We start from the raw sequence: 15,554 nt of genomic DNA on the forward strand, positions 1-15,554 counted from the left end.
CCGCCGGGGATCACGCCAGCACCGAACCGTGCAGGAAGACGTCGATGACCTCGTCAGTGGTCGGGGCGCCCGGCATCGGGCGGGATTGCGTGAACAGCAGCGCCAGGAACAGCGAAGCGGCCTTGTCCACCGGAAGCCGCAGCCGGGCGGCGTCCGGAACGAACAGCTCCCGCACCGCGCGTTGCATCGCCTCGAGCGACTCGCGGCGGCTGTCTCCGGTCACTGACTTGCGGTTGCGCGCTTCTTCCACCGCCGCGCGCGGGCGGCCCTTCATGGTCGCGGCCATCACCGCGCCCATCCGCTGCAGGTGCGCGTTCATCGCCTCGGCAGCCTCGGCAAGCCGCTTCTCCAACGGCAGTTCAGCCGGGATCTCCCCGATCATCTCCAGCGCCTCCGCCGGATTGAGCGCGGCTTCCACACACGCGTCGAACAGTTCGTCCTTGTCCTTGAAGACCCGGAAGATAGTGCCCTCGCCGATCCCCGCGGCCCGGGCGATCTGCGCGGTCGTGACCCCGTGGCCGTGCTCGACGACCAGCGGGAGCACCGCGCGGACGATCATCCGCCGCCGGTCGTCCGGGGCCATCCCCGGTGCTCTTTTCCTCGTTTCCATGCTCGCCACAGTACGGAGTGAGCGCTCACTCCGTCAACTCGATAAACGCAAGGCCGTGCCCGCGAGGACACGGCCTTGTCGTTTAGTACGTGATCGCGACCGCCGGATCGGCGAGCAGCGCGCCGACGTCGGCGAGGAACTCCGACCCCTGCTGCCCGTCGACGACCCGGTGGTCGAAGCTCAGCGACAGCTGCATCACCTTGCGCACCTTGATCTCGCCGTCGACCACCCACGCGGTGTCGCGGATGGCCCCGACCGCCAGGATCGCCGACTCGCCCGGGTTGATGATGGGCGTGCCGGTGTCGACGCCGAAAACGCCGACGTTGGTGATCGTGAACGTCCCGCCCAGCATCGCCGCCGGCGTGGTCTTGCCCTCGCGCGCGACGTCGGTCAGTTCGGTGAGCGCGACCGCGAGTTCCTTGAGCGACAAGGAATCCGCGTCCCGGATCTTCGGCACCACGAGACCGCGCGGGGTCGCCGCCGCGATGCCGAGGTGGACGTAGTCCTTGTAGACGATCTCCTGCGCGGCCTCGTCCCACACCGCGTTGACGTCCGGCGTGCGCTTCGCCGCGAGGCATACGGCCTTCGCTGCGAACGCCAGCGGAGTGAGCTTGACGCCGCTGAAGTCGCGCGACTTCTTGAGCTTTTCGCGCAGTTCCATCATCGGCGTGACGTCGATGGTGAGGAACTCCGTGACGTGCGGAGCGGTGTAAGCGCTCTGCACCATCGCGGCCGCGGTCGCCTTGCGGACGCCCTTGATCGGCACGCGCCGCTCGCGGGTGGCCGGGTCGTAGCCGGAATCCACAGTGGACACTGCGGGAGCGGCGGAACCGTTGGCTGCGGCGTGGACGTCGTCGCGGGTGATCACGCCGCCGTCCGCGCTGCCGGTGAGCGAGTGCAGGTCGACGCCGAGGTCCTTGGCCAGCTTGCGGACCGGCGGTTTGGCCAGCGGGACGTAACCGCCACGCGGGGTTTCGGCCACCGGTGCGGGAGCAGGAGCCGCCGCAACCAGCGCGGGTGCCGGAGCCGCGGTGGCCCCCTTGCGCGCCCGCCGGGTCGTCCCGGCCGCCTTGGAGCCATAGCCGACTAGCGGCTTCATCTCCTCTTCGGCCGGAGCGGCCGGAGCCGCGGCAGCGGGCTCAGCGGCGGGTGCGGCTTTTCCGTCGGGATCCACGTCCATGGTCAGGATCGTCGTCCCGACCTCCACCGTCTGCCCCGGTTCCACGTGCAGCTCAGTGACCACCCCGGCCCACGGAATCGGCAGCTCGACAGCGGCCTTCGCGGTCTCGACCTCGACCACGATCTGGTTGACCGTGACCGTGTCGCCCGGCTTGACGCGCCAGGCGAGGATGTCGGCTTCAGTCAGCCCCTCCGCCGTGTCCGACAGGGGGAATTGTTTGTACTCGGGCATTTCTGATGCAACCCCCTTACCAGGCGAGAGATCGGTCGACAGCGTGCAGGACCCGGTCGAGGTCGGGGAGGTAGTGCTCCTCGAGCTTCGCAGGCGGGTACGGCGTGTCGAATCCGGTCACGCGCAGGACGGGGGACTCAAGGGAGTAGAAGCATTCCTGCTGAACGCGGGCGGCGATTTCCGAGGTCAGCGAGGATTCCGACGGCGCTTCGCTGACCGCGATGAGCCGTCCGGTCTTGCGGACCGATTCGAAGACCGGTCCGAGGTCGAGCGGCGAGAGCGTGCGCAGGTCGATGACCTCCAGCGACTTGCCCTCGGCTTCGGCGGCGGTGGCGGCGTCGAGCGCCACCTTCACCGACGGTCCGTACGCGACGACCGTGGCGTTCGTGCCCTCGCGCACCACCTGCGACGCGAACACTCGCGACGGTGCCGTCGAGGTGTCGACCTCCATCTTCAACGCGCCCGAGTGGTACAGCTTCTTGGGCTCGAAGAAGAGGATCGGGTCGTCCGAGCGGATCGCCTCCTGGATGCCCCAGTAGGCGTCGACCGCGTTCGAAATCGACACCACCTTCAGACCGGCGATGTGCGAGAACAGCGATTCCGGCGATTCCGAGTGGTGCTCCACCGCGCCGATCCCGCCGCCGAACGGCACCCGGATCACGACGGGCATCTTGACCTTGCCCTGCGTGCGGTAGTGCAGTTTCGCCAGCTGCGAGGAGATCTGGTCGAAGCCGGGGAAGATGAAGCCTTCGAACTGGATCTCGCACACCGGCCGGAATCCGCGCACGGCGAGGCCGACCGCGGTGCCGATGATGCCCGATTCGGCGAGCGGCGTGTCCAGCACGCGCTGCTCGCCGAAGTCCTTCTGCAGTCCGTCGGTGATGCGGAAGACGCCGCCGAGCTTGCCGACGTCCTCCCCCATGATCAGGACCTTCGGGTCCTCCTCCATCGCGCGACGGAGACCGAGGTTGAGCGCCTTGCCGATCGTGAGTTTCTGGAGATCAGTCATCAGTGCTCACCCGCCGCGGCGAAACCGTCGAGATAGGACAGATACTCCTCGCGCTGCGCTTCCAGCACCGGCGAAGGTTCTGCGTACACCTGGGAAAACACCCGGTCCGGCGGCGGCTCGGGCATGTTGAACGTGTAGTCGCGCAGTTCGGCGGCGAACTTGTCCGCCTCGGCTTGGACGCTGTCGAAGAACGCCTGGTCGGCGTGCCCGCCGCGAGCCAGGAACGCGCGCACGCGCTCGATCGGGTCCTTGAGCTTCCACTCCTCCAGCTCGTCCGAGAGCCGGTAGCGGGTGGGGTCGTCGGTGGTGGTGTGCGCGTCCATCCGGTAGGTGAACGCCTCGATCAGCACCGGGCCGTTGCCGTGCCGGCATTCCTCCAGCGCCCACCGGGTGACGGCGAGGCAGGCGAGGACGTCGTTGCCGTCCACGCGGATGCCGGGGAAGCCGTAGCCGCGGGCGCGCTGGTACAGCGGCAGCCGCGACTGGCGTTCGGTCGGCTCGGAAATCGCCCACTGGTTGTTCTGGCAGAAGAAGACCAGCGGCGCGTCGTACACCGCGGCCCAGACGAACCCTTCGTGCACGTCGCCCTGCGAAGTCGCGCCGTCACCGAAGTAACAAATGGTGGCCTCGCCACCCTCGTCCCCGACTTTGCCCTCGAACTTCTGGCCCATCGCGTAACCCGCGGCGTTGAGCACCTGGTTGCCGATGACGATGGTGTACGGGTGGAACCGGTGTGCCTGGTAGTCCCAGCCACTGTGGTCGGTGCACCGGAAAATCCCGATCAGCTCGCGCATGTCGACGCCGCGGGTGTAGGCGACGCCGTGCTCGCGATAGCTCGGGAAAGCCATGTCGCGGGGCTGCAGCGCGCGACCGGACCCGACCTGCGCGGCTTCCTGGCCGAGCAACGGCACCCAGATGCCCAGCTGCCCCTGGCGCTGCATCGCGTTGGCCTCGCGGTCCGCGCGGCGCACCAGCACCATGTCGCGGTAGAGGTTCTTCAGCGTTTCGTCGTCGACGTCCTCGACGTAGCGGTCGAACCGCTCGGACGGGACCCGCTGGCCCTCGGGGGTGAGCAGCTGAGTGAGCTCAGCGCCACCTTCGCTTGTCGCTCGCAAACCGGCGATCACCTGTTCGGGGGAAGGCTGAGCCGCTACGGCGGCCGGCCCGTCTCCAGGTTCCGGGTGCGTCCACTGTTCGGACGGCATGAGCTGTTCTCCTCGGTGTCGGCGCCGCGAGCGGCCGCTTGTGGCGGCCACAGCGACTGCACCGGCGGGGACCGGCTCCTCGGGTCCGAGGCTCCCGGCCACCGTCGGCGTTGACGGTTCGTGGCCACATCCTGGCACGAGAATTGGTCCGATGGAGAGCGGCAGTTGCTGATTTGTTGCTGAGAAAACCTCGCTGAACAGGGAAAACGTTTGGAAGCCCGAGTATGGGAGAGGCGATGGTCGGGCGGCCATCCCGCGTCCTACCTGCCCTCGTGAGTGGCGATCACGGTTCTCACCGGGACAGGCACTCACGACGTTCACTCGTGCCGGTGACGTCGGTCACCGTGGCAAGATGGCGCTGTGGAACAAAAATCCGTACGCGAATCCGTGGTCTCGACGTGGATCAACGACGTCACGCCGAGCCTGTCCGGTCTGGTCGCGATCCCCGCGCTGTCCCCGGCGTTCGACGCGGACTGGGCGTCGACCGGGCATCTCGCCGCCGCCGTCCAGCACGTCAAGAGCTATCTCGAAGGGCGCGACCTGCCGGGCGCGCAGATCGAGGTCATCGAGCTGGACGGCCGTTCTCCGCTGTTGTTCGTCGACGTTCCGGCCACCCCGGGCGCAACGGACAAGGGCACCGTCCTCATGTACGGCCACTTGGACAAGCAGCCTCCGGTCGGCGGCTGGTCCGAAGGCCTCGACCCGTGGACGCCGGTCATCCGCGACGGTCGCCTGTACGGCCGCGGTTCGGTGGACGACGGCTACTCCGGGTACGCGGCCAGTGCCGCGGTGGAAGCAGTGCACGCGGCCGGTGGCGAGCACGCACGAATCGCGCTGCTGCTGGAAACCGGCGAGGAATCCGGCAGCCCCGACCTCCCCGCTTACCTTGAACACCTGAGCGCACGGCTCGGCGAAGTCAGCCTCGTCGTCTGCCTCGACGCGGGCGGCATGGACTACGAGCGGCTGTGGCTCACCACCAGCCTGCGCGGCATGGTGCACCTGACGGTCAACGTCCAGCTGCTCGCCACCGCGCAGCACTCCGGCCTGGCCAGCGGCGTCGTCGCGAGTTCGTTCCGCGTGCTGCGGCAGCTGCTGGAGCGGATCGAGAACGCCGAGACCGGCGAGATCAAGCTGTCCGAGCTGAACGTTGAGGTACCGGCCAGTCGCCGCGCCGAGATCGAGGCGGTCGCGGAGGTGGCGCCGGAAGCGCTGCGCACCGCGTTCCCGTTGGTGAGCGGCGGAAAGACGGTGTCCGAGGACGCGCTTGAGCTGCTGCTGAACAACTACTGGCGACCGACGCTGTCGATCATCGGCGGCGAAGGACTTCCGCTGCCCGCCGAAGCTGGCAACGTGCTGCGGCAGAGCACCACGCTCACGCTCAGCTTCCGCCTGCCGCCCACTGCGGTCGCGGACGACGCGCTCGCGGCGATCAAGCGGGCGCTGACCACGGACGTTCCGTACGGCGCGAAGGTCACCATCGCCGAGGACCAGCAGGCGGAGAACGGCTGGAACGCGCCGGAGGAAGCCGCGTGGCTCACCGACGCGCTGCGCCGGGTCGACGACGAGGTCTTCGGCCGTCCGCACCGCGCGGCGGGCATGGGCGGGTCGATCCCGTTCATGGGCCTGCTCGGCGAGAAGTACCCGGAGGCGCAGTTCCTGGTCACCGGCGCGTGCGGGGCGGATTCGAACATCCACGTGCCCGACGAGTGGCTGAACCTGGACTACGCCCAGCAGGTCACCGAAGCGGTCGCGCACCTGCTGGACGCGCACGCCCGCAGCTGACCTGGCGAACGCCCCAATGTGGCATTGGGTGCATCTCACGCACCCAATGCCACATTGGGTGCGTCGCATGCGCCCAATGCCACATTGGGGTGCTTTAGGCCAGCTTGGCGAGGGCGTCGGCGATGCGAGTCTGCTCAGGTGCGAACCGCTGGTACGAGAACGGCGTCTCGTTGTTCCACGGGATCAGCTTGCCCGCCTTCACCGCGGGCAGCTGCTGCCAGGTCGGGACGCCGCCGAGCCCGTCCGGGCCGAGCGAAAGCGACCCGCCGCGCGAGTCGTACATGATCACGTCGGCGGAGTATTTCCCGACGTTCTCCCAGCTCACCTGCTCGTAGTAGCCGCCCTGGCTTTCGTCGGGCTTCTCCGGCAGGACGAACTGCATCCCCTTCTCCTGATAGTGCTTCGAGGTCGCGAACTTCGCCGGGTTGGCCACGTACGTCGTGTCCTTCTGCGCGGACAGCAGCAGCACCTTGAGCCCGGCCGTCTTCTTGACCGCCTCGGCGAACTTGGCGTCCGCGGCCTCGTACTTCTCCTTGGCCTGCTGGATTTCCGGCGTCGCGACGTCCGCGCCGAGCGCCTTCGCCAGCGCCTCGAACTTCGCGATCCCCTGCGGCATCGCGATGTCCTGGAGTCCGATGCCGACACTCGGCGCGGCCTTGTCGACCTTGTCCGCCATCGTGTCCGGCACGTACCACATCTGCTGCTTCAGATAGATCACGCTGACCAGCAGCTGCGGGTTCAGCGAGACGAACTTGTCGAAGTTGAACTCGTTCCACACGTTGCCCAGCGAGGTCACCGACTTCAGGTCGACGCCGCCCGCCTGCGGATCGGTTTTGCCGTCCGGGAGCTTCGACGGGCCGAAAATGCCCACGGATTTCACGCCGAAGTCCCACAACGCGGCCGCGGCGGTCACCTGTGCGACGATCCGTTCCGGCCGCTTTCCGTCGAGCTTGCGGCCGCGGTCGTCGGTGAAGGACCAGGTCGCGCCGTCGCCAGCGGCGGGCTGCTCGTCCTTGTACCCGCAGGCGCTGAGCAGGCCGAGGGTGCCCGCGGCGGCGGTGCCCGCGAGAAAGCCGCGGCGGGACAGCCGCGCCGGTGAGAAGGTCATCGGAACTCCGGAGGATCGGGTGAGGTACTGCCTGAGGTTAGCCTTGCCTTAGGGTGAACGCCATGGTCCTGCTTGGGGAGCGCGTCACATCCCGGCGCTGGGGCGTCCGCGCGACAGTCCTGGTCGCGGCGCTCGTCGCACTCGTCGCGGTGGTGGTGCTGTCCATCGCCTTCGGCTCCAACCGGTTGCCGCTCGGCAGCGTCTGGCACGCGTTGTTCTCCTACAGCGGCACCTTCGAGGACGTCGTGATCCGCGACGACCGGCTGCCGCGGACGTTGCTCGGCCTGGCCGTCGGCGTCGGGCTTGGGTTGGCTGGTGCGCTTCTGCAGGCGATCACCCGCAACCCGGTCGCCGACCCCGGTCTGCTCGGCATCAACCACGGCGCGGCGGTCGCGATCGTCCTGGGCGGCGCGGTGTTCTCGGTGTCTTCGCCGGAGCAGCTGGTGTGGTTCGCCTTCTTCGGTGCGCTCGCCGGAACGGTGCTGGTGACAGTGATCGGCGGCTCGGTGAGCCCGCTGCGGCTGGTGCTCGCGGGCGTCGCGGTGCAGGCCGTGTTCGTCGGGATCAACCAGGGCATGCAGATGATCAACACGCACAGCCTCGACCAGATGCGGTACTGGCTCGTCGGCTCACTGGTGAACCGGAACCTTGACAGTCTCGCCGGGCTGCTGCCGTTTTTCCTGGCGGCGTTGGTGATCGCGGGCGTGCTCGCCCGGCCGCTCAACGCAGTCGCACTCGGCGACGACAGCGCACGCGGCCTCGGCGCGAACCCGGTGCTGACCCGCGCGGTCGGCATGGTCGCGGTCGGCTTGCTCTCCGCGACGGCGACCGCCGCGTGCGGACCGATTGCGTTCGTCGGGCTGATGATCCCGCACGTCGTGCGGGCGCTGGTCGGTCAAGACGAACGGTGGGTGCTGCCGTTGTCCGCGCTGCTCGGGCCGGTGCTGCTGCTCGGCTGCGACGTACTGGGTCGGCTGCTCGGCGGTAACGGCGAAATCCAGGTGGGCGTGATGACGGACGTGATCGGCGGCGTCGCCTTCGTGATCGTGGCGCGGCGGCTGAAGGCGGTGCGGCGATGAGGACGTGGATGGTCGTCGGACTGCTGACCCTGGTGGCGGCGGTGCTGCTGGTGCTCGCCGTGGGCACCGGCGATTACGAGATGACGCCGATAGAAGTCCTGCGGACGCTCGCCGGATCCGGCACGAAGGCGCAGTACCTGGTGGTCACCGGCCGCCTGCCGCGCGCGTTGGTCGCGATCTTCGTCGGCATCGCGCTCGCGCTGGCGGGCTCGGTTTTCCAGACGGTGACCCGGAATCCGCTCGGCAGTCCCGACATCATCGGCTTCACCACCGGCTCGGCGACCGGCGGAATCATGATGATCCTGCTGTTCGGCGCGGGCCCCGGACTGGTCTCCGTCGGCGCGGTCGTGGGCGGTTTGCTGACTGCGTTGCTGGTCACCGCGCTGTGTGCCCCACACGGTCTGCTCAGCTCACGGCTGGTGCTGCTGGGCATCGCGGTGAGCGCGGTGCTGGCCGGGGTGAACGGTTACCTGCTGGTGCAAGCGAAACTCGAAGCCGCGGCACAGGCCGTCGGCTGGCTGACCGGTGACCTCGCGGGCCGCGACTGGAACTACTTCATCCCGTTGTGCCTGGCTGTCTTGGTGCTGTCGCCGTTCATCTTCGTGCACCAGCCCGCGTTGCGAATGCTGGAAATGGGCGATGACGCCGCCGTCGCGGTCGGCGTCGCGGTGCCGCGAGTGCGTGCGGTGGTGCTGCTGGCAGCGGTCGCGCTGGCCGCTTCCGCGACCGCCGCAGCCGGACCGATCCCGTTCGTGGCTCTGGCCGCACCGCAACTCGCCCGCCGACTGACCCGCCACCCGGGCCCGAACCTGGTCGCGTCCGCGGCGATGGGCGCGGTGCTGGTACTCGCGGCGGACTTCGTGGGTCAGCGGGTTCTGGACGCTTCACTGCTGCCGGTGGGTGTCGTCGCGGCAGCGCTGGGCGGCGGGTACCTGCTGTGGCTGCTGGCGGTTTCCCGTCGTCGGCAGACCGCGTGACTAAGCCATCCGAGTCAGCTCCACCGAAACGTCCAAAGTGGACTGACTGGCCCCGGTGAAGATCCCCTTCAACGGAGCCACATCCGCGTAATCCCGGCCGGTCGCGACCCACACGTGGCGCGGCCCGACCGGGATCGCGTTCGTCGGATCGTGCGCCCACCAGCCGCCGGTCCACACGTCGACCCAGGCGTGGCTTTCGCCCTCCACCTTTTCGCCGAGTTTGGCCTCCGGCTTGGTGTGCAGGTACCCCGAGCAGTACCGCGCCGGAATGCCGATCGCCCGCAGCATCACCAGGGTGACGTGCGCGAAATCCTGGCACACACCCTCGCGCGCTCGCCACGAATCGGTCGCCGTGCTGTGTACGCCGGTGGTTCCGGGCTGGTATTTCAACTGTTCGTTGACCCAGCCGCAGATCGCGAGCACCGCGTCCGCCGGGTCCAATCCCTTGCGCAGCGCTCGGGCCTGTTTGGACAGTTCTTGATCATTCGGCGTGTACGGCGTTGGCGTCAGATACTCCGTGCGCTGATCGCGGACGGTCTCGCTCTGCAAGTCCTTCCACGTCGCCGAATGCACCGGTTCCGCTTCGTCCGCAGTCTCCACCACGGACGTCGCGAGCACGGTGAACTCGGTGTGCGGCGCGTGCAAGTCGAACGACGTGACGTCGGTGCCCCAGTAATCGGTGTAGCGATAGGCGCGCGTGGCCGGGGAGGTTTCGATGCGAGTGGCCAACGTGGTCTGCCGCCGGTCCGAACGCGGGGTGAGCCGGGCTTCGTTATACGACTGGGTGGCCGGCGTCGCGTACCGGTAGCCGGTCCGGTGCGTCACCCGCAATTGCCAGGTCACAGGGACACCTCCGCACCGCTCCACGCCACCCACGGCGACGTGTGGAAGTACTGCATGGACACCGCTTCCCCGATTTCCTTGATCGCTTCCTGCAGCCCGCGCAGCCGTCGCGGCAGGTCGTCCAGCAGTGCCGCCGGGTGGAGGAATTCCAGCTCGCTTCGGGCGCGGCCGAGCAGCCGGACGGCCTCGGTTTTTTCGTTGCCCCGCGCATTGATTCCCGGATCCAGCTGGCGTAAACAATCCTCTGCCTGGCGCAAGGCGTGGAAGACCGAACGTGGGAACAAGGTGTCCCTGAGCAGGAATTGCACGACGCGCGCGGCGTCCAGCGCGCCACGATTGGTGCGTAAGTACGTGTCTTGCGCGCCTGCCGAGCGAAGCACCGTCATCCATCCCGGCGACGACGCGCGGTCCGAAACTCGTGAAAGCAGCAGCCGCACCACCATGTCCGCGCGTTCGACCGACCGGCCGAGCACCAGGAACAACCAGCCGTCGTCGCGGCTCATCGTGGAATCGGCGAGCCCGGCGAACATCGCGGCTCGTTCCTCTACAAAGGACAGAAACGCGTGCGGCCCGGCGCGGCGGGCGTACCGCTGTCGGTCCGGGACCGCGTTCCACGTCGCGTTGAGGCATTCCCACAGCTCGGTCGACACCACTTCGCGCGCGCCACGAGTGTTCTCGCGCGCGGAGTTGATCGAGCCGACGATGGACGACGGATTGTCCTTCGCGTAGGCGACCAATTCGGTCAGCTTCCACACGTCGAGCGCGTCGCCCGCGTCGAACGGGATACCGAGCACGGCGAGCAGCTGACGGCTGACGTGGTCCGGGTCGACGCTCGCGTCTTCCAGCAGCTGATGCACCGAGACGTTCAGGATGCGGGAGGTGTCGTCGGCGCGTTCGACGTAACGGCCGATCCAGTACAGCGACTCCGCGTTGCGGGCCAGCATCATGATTTCCCTCCCTCAGCTCTGCTGTTGCTGTTGTTGCTGCTGCGACGTGGAAAGCTCCGGACCCTGCTCCGCGGCGACACCGTCCACAACGGACACATCGCCGAGCGCGGGACGGTCCAGTTCCTGCTCCGACGTCGAGGACCGCGACGCGAGCACCCAGGTGTCCTTCGATCCGCCGCCCTGCGACGAGTTCACCACCAGGCTGCCCTCGGGCAGCGCGACCCGGGTGAGGCCGCCGGGCAGCACGAAGATTTCCTTGCCGTCGTTGACCGCGAACGGCCGCAGGTCGACATGCCGCGGTGCGAGCCGATCGTCCACCTTGGACGGGACCGTGGACAGCTGCACCACCGGCTGCGCGATCCAGCCACGCCGGTTCGCGCGCACCTTGCGGCGCAACGCGTCGAGCTCCTTTTTGGACGCGTCCGGTCCGAAAACGATGCCGTACCCGCCGGAACCCTCGACCGGTTTGATCACCAATTCGTCGGCGTGCTGCATGACGTAGTCGAACTCGTCGGGCAGCCAGCAGCGGAAAGTGTCCACATTGGGCAGAATGGGCTTCTCGTTCAGGTAGTAGCGCACCATTTCCGGCACGTAGGTGTAGACGAGCTTGTCGTCGCCGACGCCGTTGCCGACCGCGTTCGCCACCACCACGTTGCCCGCGCGGGCGGCGTTGAGGATGCCTGCGACGCCGAGCACCGAGTCCGGCCGGTGGTGGACGGGGTCGAGGAATTCGTCGTCGATCCGCCGGTAGATCACGTCGACCTGGCGCTCGCCCTCGGTGGTGCGCAGGTAGACCACGTTGTCGCGGCAGAACATGTCGCGGCCCTCGACCAGCTCCACGCCCATCAGCCGGGCCAGCAGCGAATGCTCGAAGTAGGCCGAGTTGTAGACGCCCGGGGTGAGCACGACGACCATCGGGTCCGCGACGTTCGGCGCGGCCGCCGCTCGCAGTGCGCGAAGCAGATGTGACGCGTAGTCACCGACCGGCCGGACCCGGTGTCGCGCGAACAGGTCCGGGAACACGCGCGCCATCGTGCGCCGGTTCTCCATCACGTAGGACACGCCGGACGGGTTGCGGAGATTGTCCTCCAGGACACGAAGGGTGCCCTCTTCGTCGCGGACGAGGTCCACTCCGGACACGTGGATCCGCACCCCGTTGGGCGGTTTGATCCCGTAGGCCTCGCGGTGGAAGTGCTCGCACGAGGTGATCAGCCGACGCGGCAGCACGCCGTCGCGGAGGATCTGCCGGTCGCCGTAGACGTCGGCGAGGAACGCCTCCAGCGCCCGGACACGCTGTGTCACGCCGCGTTCGAGCCGGGACCATTCGGTCGCCTGGATGACGCGGGGCACGAGGTCGAGCGGAAACGGTCGCTCCTGGCCGGACAGCGAGAACGTGATCCCCTGGTCCACCATCGCCCGATCGAGCGCCTGCGAGCGGTTGGTGAGATCGCCGGCGTCGAGCGCGGCGATCGAGCCGTAGAGCGCTCGGTAAGGGCCGCGGACCATGCCGTCGGGCGCGAACATCTCGTCGTACGCGCCGGCGTGCGGCCGCTCCGGGGCGAGGTATCCGTCGAACTGCGCGCCGGGCCTGGCCGCGCGGCGGCCCTTCACCGTTCGCGCACGTCGTCCGGCCGGAGGCAGCCGGGGACCGGGGTTGGCGTTCATGGAGGACATCCTGACTTACCGTGCGCGGCGGCCGCGACACCCGTCTTCCCGGCAAGTCCTGTGCGAAACTTCCCCGTGACGCAGCAGTGCTGTGCATACCCGCTTACGAGTGGCAATATGCCAGCTCTCAGCCCTTGAGAACTACGAGGAGTGACGAAGTGGCCCGAGGACAGCAAATGAAGGCGCTCGCCCTTCTCCCCGCCTTCGCGCTCGTCGGCATGACGATGGCGTGCGGTGCGGGCGGAAACGGTGCCGGCGGCGATTCGGGAGCCAGCCAGGCTCCCGGTGGCGCCGAGAGCGCGCCGACCGCGCAGAAGGATGCGGCGCTGGCCGGGCTCGTGCCCGCCGACATCAAGGCCGACGGCAAGATCGTGATCGGGCAGGACCAGACCTACCCGCCGAACGAATTCGTCGAGAACGGCAAGGCGACCGGCTTCGACGTCGACCTCGCGACCGCGGTCGGCCAGGTGCTCGGCGTGCAGACAGAGTTCCAGAACTCGGCGTTCGACGGCATCATTCCCGGTATTTCGGCGAAGAAGTACGAAATGGGCATCTCGTCGTTCACGATCAACGCCGAGCGGATGCAGACCGTCGACATGATTTCGTACTACAGCGCGGGCACCTCGCTCGCGGTGCTCAAGGGCAATCCGGACAAAATCTCGGTGGATGACCTGTGCGGTAAGAATGTGGCCGTGCAGAAGGGCACCACGCAGGTCGACGACCTCGGCAAGCGCAACACCGCGTGCACCAAGGCGGGCAAGCAGGCCATCAACATCACCCAGTTCCAGGCGCAGACCGACGTGAACCTGGCGCTGACCGCGAAGCGCGTGCAGGCCGAACTGGCCGACTCGCCGGTCATCGACTACGCGGTGAAGCAGACTGGCGGCCAGCTGGAGTCCGCGGGCGCGCCGTACGACACCGCGCCGTACGGGATCGTGCTGCCGAAGGGCAGCACTGAATTCGGCAAGGCGGTGCAGGGCGCGGTCCAGAAGCTGATCGACAGCGGAATCTACAAGAAGATCCTGGACAAGTGGGGCTTGTCGGGTTCCGGTGCCATCACCAAGTCGGAGATCAACCCGTCCGCTTCCTGACTTCCTGACGAAACTGAGGACTTAGTTACTCGTGTCCACTCCCCCCGGCCCCGCCGATTCCTGGCAGGAGGTCGACACCACCCCGATCAAGGCGGTCCCGGTCCGGCATTACGGACGCTGGATCGCCGGCGTGATCATCGTGTTCGTCGCGTTCATCGTGATCCGCAGCGTGGTCACGAACTCCGCGTTGCAGTGGCCGGTCGTCGGCCAGTACCTCTTCGACGGCCGGATCCTCAACGGCCTGCGGAACACGTTGCTGCTCACGGTGCTCTCGATGCTCATCGGCATTGTCGGCGGCGTACTGCTCGCGGTGATGCGACTGTCGCCGAACCTGCTGATGTCGGGCGCGGCGTCGATCTACATCTGGCTGTTCCGCGGCACGCCGTTGATCGCTCAGCTGGTGATCTGGAACTTCCTGGCGCTGGCGTACCCGAAGATCGGACTCGGTATCCCGTTCGGGCCGACCTTCATCAGCTGGGACACGAACACGCTGATCAACCAGTTCGTCGCCTCGTTGCTGGGCCTCGGCCTGAACGAGGCGGCGTACATGGCGGAAATCGTCCGCGGCGGCCTCCAGTCCGTGGACAGCGGCCAGCTGGAAGCGTCGTCCGCGCTGGGCATGAGCCGGGGTAAGACCTTGCGCCGGATCATCCTGCCGCAGGCGATGCGGGTGATCATCCCGCCTACCGGCAACGAGACCATCTCGATGTTGAAGACCACGTCGCTGGTGGTGGTCATCGGATACTTCGAGCTGTTCGTGTCGGCACAGACGATTTATTCGCAGAACTACAAGACAGTCCCGCTGCTGATCGTCGCGGCGACGTGGTACCTGTTCATGACGTCGGTGCTGACGGTCGTGCAGTATTACATCGAGCGGTATTTCGCCCGCGGCACTTCACGGGCAACCGCGCAGAAGAACAAGTGGGGAGCGCGAATGCTGGGCTTCCGCTTCGGCAGTGGCGGCAGCGGAGGTGTTTCGCGGTGACTCCTGTCGTTTCCGCCCAAAAGGTGTGCAAGAGCTTCGGCTCGCTCGACGTGCTGAAGGGCATCGACCTGGAAGTGCACGACCGAGAGGTGCTCTGCCTGATCGGCCCGTCCGGTTCCGGCAAGTCCACTTTGCTGCGCTGCATCAACCACCTGGAGAAAATCGACGCGGGCAGGCTCTACGTCGACGGAGTACTAGTCGGCTACCGCGAACGCGGCGGTCGCTTGCATGAGTTGCGGGACAAGGAAATCGCGGAACAGCGCAAGAACATCGGCATGGTGTTCCAGCGATTCAACCTGTTCCCGCACATGACAGCGTTGGAAAACGTCATGGAGGCCCCAGTCCAGGTCCGCCGCGAACCGCGGGGCCAGGTCCGGGAACGAGCTCTGGAACTGCTGGACCGCGTCGGCCTGGCCGACAAGGCCCGTTCCTATCCCGGTCAGCTTTCGGGTGGCCAGCAACAGCGCGTCGCCATCGCGCGGGCGCTGGCCATGCAACCGAAGCTGATGCTCTTCGACGAGCCAACGTCCGCTTTGGACCCAGAACTGGTGGGCGACGTGCTGGGCGTCATGCGCCAACTGGCGAAGGACGGCATGACGATGGTCGTGGTGACCCACGAAATGCAGTTCGCCCGCGAGGTAGCCGACAAGGTCTTCTTCATGGACGGCGGGGTTGTCGTCGAGTCCGGTTCTCCGGATGAGGTTATCGGCGACCCGAAGCATGAACGGACGAAGGCGTTTTTGGCTCGGGTTTTGAACCCGAACGCTTGAGTTGGGGAGGCCGCCCGGAGAATCTCCGGGCGGCCTTTTCTTTTATGCGGGGTGTGTGGACTTCATCCTTGA

Annotated in this window: 14 protein-coding genes; 6 read left to right on the forward strand and 8 right to left on the reverse strand. The window is 67.4% G+C overall.

Annotated features, from left to right (window positions below):
* Positions 1-10: 10 nt before the first annotated feature.
* From AB5I40_RS27435 to pdhA, 4 genes are all read right to left on the reverse strand, one after another.
* Positions 11-583 carry a TetR/AcrR family transcriptional regulator gene (locus tag AB5I40_RS27435; RefSeq protein ID WP_370940618.1) on the reverse strand — a complete coding sequence of 191 codons (573 nt, stop codon included), beginning with the start codon at positions 581-583 and terminating at the stop codon, positions 11-13.
* A 109-nt stretch (positions 584-692) separates the two neighbouring features.
* Positions 693-2,021: a dihydrolipoamide acetyltransferase family protein gene (locus AB5I40_RS27440; protein WP_370932937.1), complete on the reverse strand. Its 1,329-nt coding sequence runs from the start codon at positions 2,019-2,021 to the stop codon at positions 693-695.
* 16 nt (positions 2,022-2,037) lie between these two features.
* Positions 2,038-3,030, reverse strand: a complete 993-nt coding sequence (locus AB5I40_RS27445) for an alpha-ketoacid dehydrogenase subunit beta (protein ID WP_370932938.1) — start codon at positions 3,028-3,030, stop codon at positions 2,038-2,040.
* Positions 3,030-4,235: a pyruvate dehydrogenase (acetyl-transferring) E1 component subunit alpha gene (pdhA, locus tag AB5I40_RS27450; RefSeq protein ID WP_370932940.1), complete on the reverse strand. Its 1,206-nt coding sequence runs from the start codon at positions 4,233-4,235 to the stop codon at positions 3,030-3,032. Before pdhA ends, AB5I40_RS27445 begins: the two co-directional genes overlap by 1 nt.
* A 360-nt stretch (positions 4,236-4,595) precedes the next feature.
* Here pdhA and AB5I40_RS27455 point away from each other — a divergent pair, with 360 nt between their 5' ends.
* Positions 4,596-6,017, forward strand: a complete 1,422-nt coding sequence (locus tag AB5I40_RS27455) for a M20/M25/M40 family metallo-hydrolase (protein WP_370932941.1) — start codon at positions 4,596-4,598, stop codon at positions 6,015-6,017.
* 94 nt (positions 6,018-6,111) lie between these two features.
* Here the strand turns inward: AB5I40_RS27455 and AB5I40_RS27460 are convergent, their stop codons facing one another.
* Positions 6,112-7,125 carry an ABC transporter substrate-binding protein gene (locus tag AB5I40_RS27460; RefSeq protein WP_370932943.1) on the reverse strand — a complete coding sequence of 338 codons (1,014 nt, stop codon included), beginning with the start codon at positions 7,123-7,125 and terminating at the stop codon, positions 6,112-6,114.
* A gap of 62 nt (positions 7,126-7,187) precedes the next feature.
* On the opposite strand from AB5I40_RS27460, the gene AB5I40_RS27465 reads away from it, so the two are divergent.
* The gene (locus AB5I40_RS27465; protein WP_370932944.1) at positions 7,188-8,204 is read left to right on the forward strand and encodes a FecCD family ABC transporter permease; all 1,017 of its coding nucleotides are present in this window, start codon (positions 7,188-7,190) and stop codon (positions 8,202-8,204) included.
* A complete protein-coding gene (locus tag AB5I40_RS27470) occupies positions 8,201-9,181 on the forward strand; it encodes a FecCD family ABC transporter permease (protein ID WP_370932945.1) in 981 nt (326 codons plus the stop codon). The genes AB5I40_RS27465 and AB5I40_RS27470 overlap by 4 nt, the downstream gene beginning before the upstream one ends.
* Here the strand turns inward: AB5I40_RS27470 and AB5I40_RS27475 are convergent, their stop codons facing one another.
* The 3 genes from AB5I40_RS27475 to AB5I40_RS27485 are packed head-to-tail and all read right to left on the reverse strand — an operon-like array spanning position 9,182 to position 12,645.
* Positions 9,182-10,024, reverse strand: coding sequence for a transglutaminase family protein (locus tag AB5I40_RS27475; protein WP_344282840.1), 843 nt, complete (start codon positions 10,022-10,024; stop codon positions 9,182-9,184).
* Positions 10,021-10,968, reverse strand: coding sequence for an alpha-E domain-containing protein (locus tag AB5I40_RS27480; RefSeq protein WP_344282913.1), 948 nt, complete (start codon positions 10,966-10,968; stop codon positions 10,021-10,023). Before AB5I40_RS27480 ends, AB5I40_RS27475 begins: the two co-directional genes overlap by 4 nt.
* Before the next feature lie 15 nt (positions 10,969-10,983).
* Entirely contained in the window at positions 10,984-12,645 is a 1,662-nt protein-coding gene (locus tag AB5I40_RS27485) for a circularly permuted type 2 ATP-grasp protein (protein WP_370932946.1), read from the reverse strand.
* Positions 12,646-12,812: 167 nt separating this feature from the next.
* Here AB5I40_RS27485 and AB5I40_RS27490 point away from each other — a divergent pair, with 167 nt between their 5' ends.
* The 3 genes from AB5I40_RS27490 to AB5I40_RS27500 are packed head-to-tail and all read left to right on the forward strand — an operon-like array spanning position 12,813 to position 15,482.
* Entirely contained in the window at positions 12,813-13,727 is a 915-nt protein-coding gene (locus AB5I40_RS27490; protein WP_370932948.1) for an ABC transporter substrate-binding protein, read from the forward strand.
* A gap of 31 nt (positions 13,728-13,758) precedes the next feature.
* Positions 13,759-14,712, forward strand: a complete 954-nt coding sequence (locus AB5I40_RS27495) for an amino acid ABC transporter permease (protein ID WP_370932949.1) — start codon at positions 13,759-13,761, stop codon at positions 14,710-14,712.
* On the forward strand, positions 14,709-15,482 hold the full coding sequence (locus AB5I40_RS27500) for an amino acid ABC transporter ATP-binding protein (RefSeq protein ID WP_370932951.1): 774 nt from the start codon (positions 14,709-14,711) through the stop codon (positions 15,480-15,482). Before AB5I40_RS27495 ends, AB5I40_RS27500 begins: the two co-directional genes overlap by 4 nt.
* Positions 15,483-15,554 lie beyond the last annotated feature (72 nt).

The organism is Amycolatopsis sp. cg13, from assembly GCF_041346965.1.
GTDB lineage: Bacteria > Actinomycetota > Actinomycetes > Mycobacteriales > Pseudonocardiaceae > Amycolatopsis.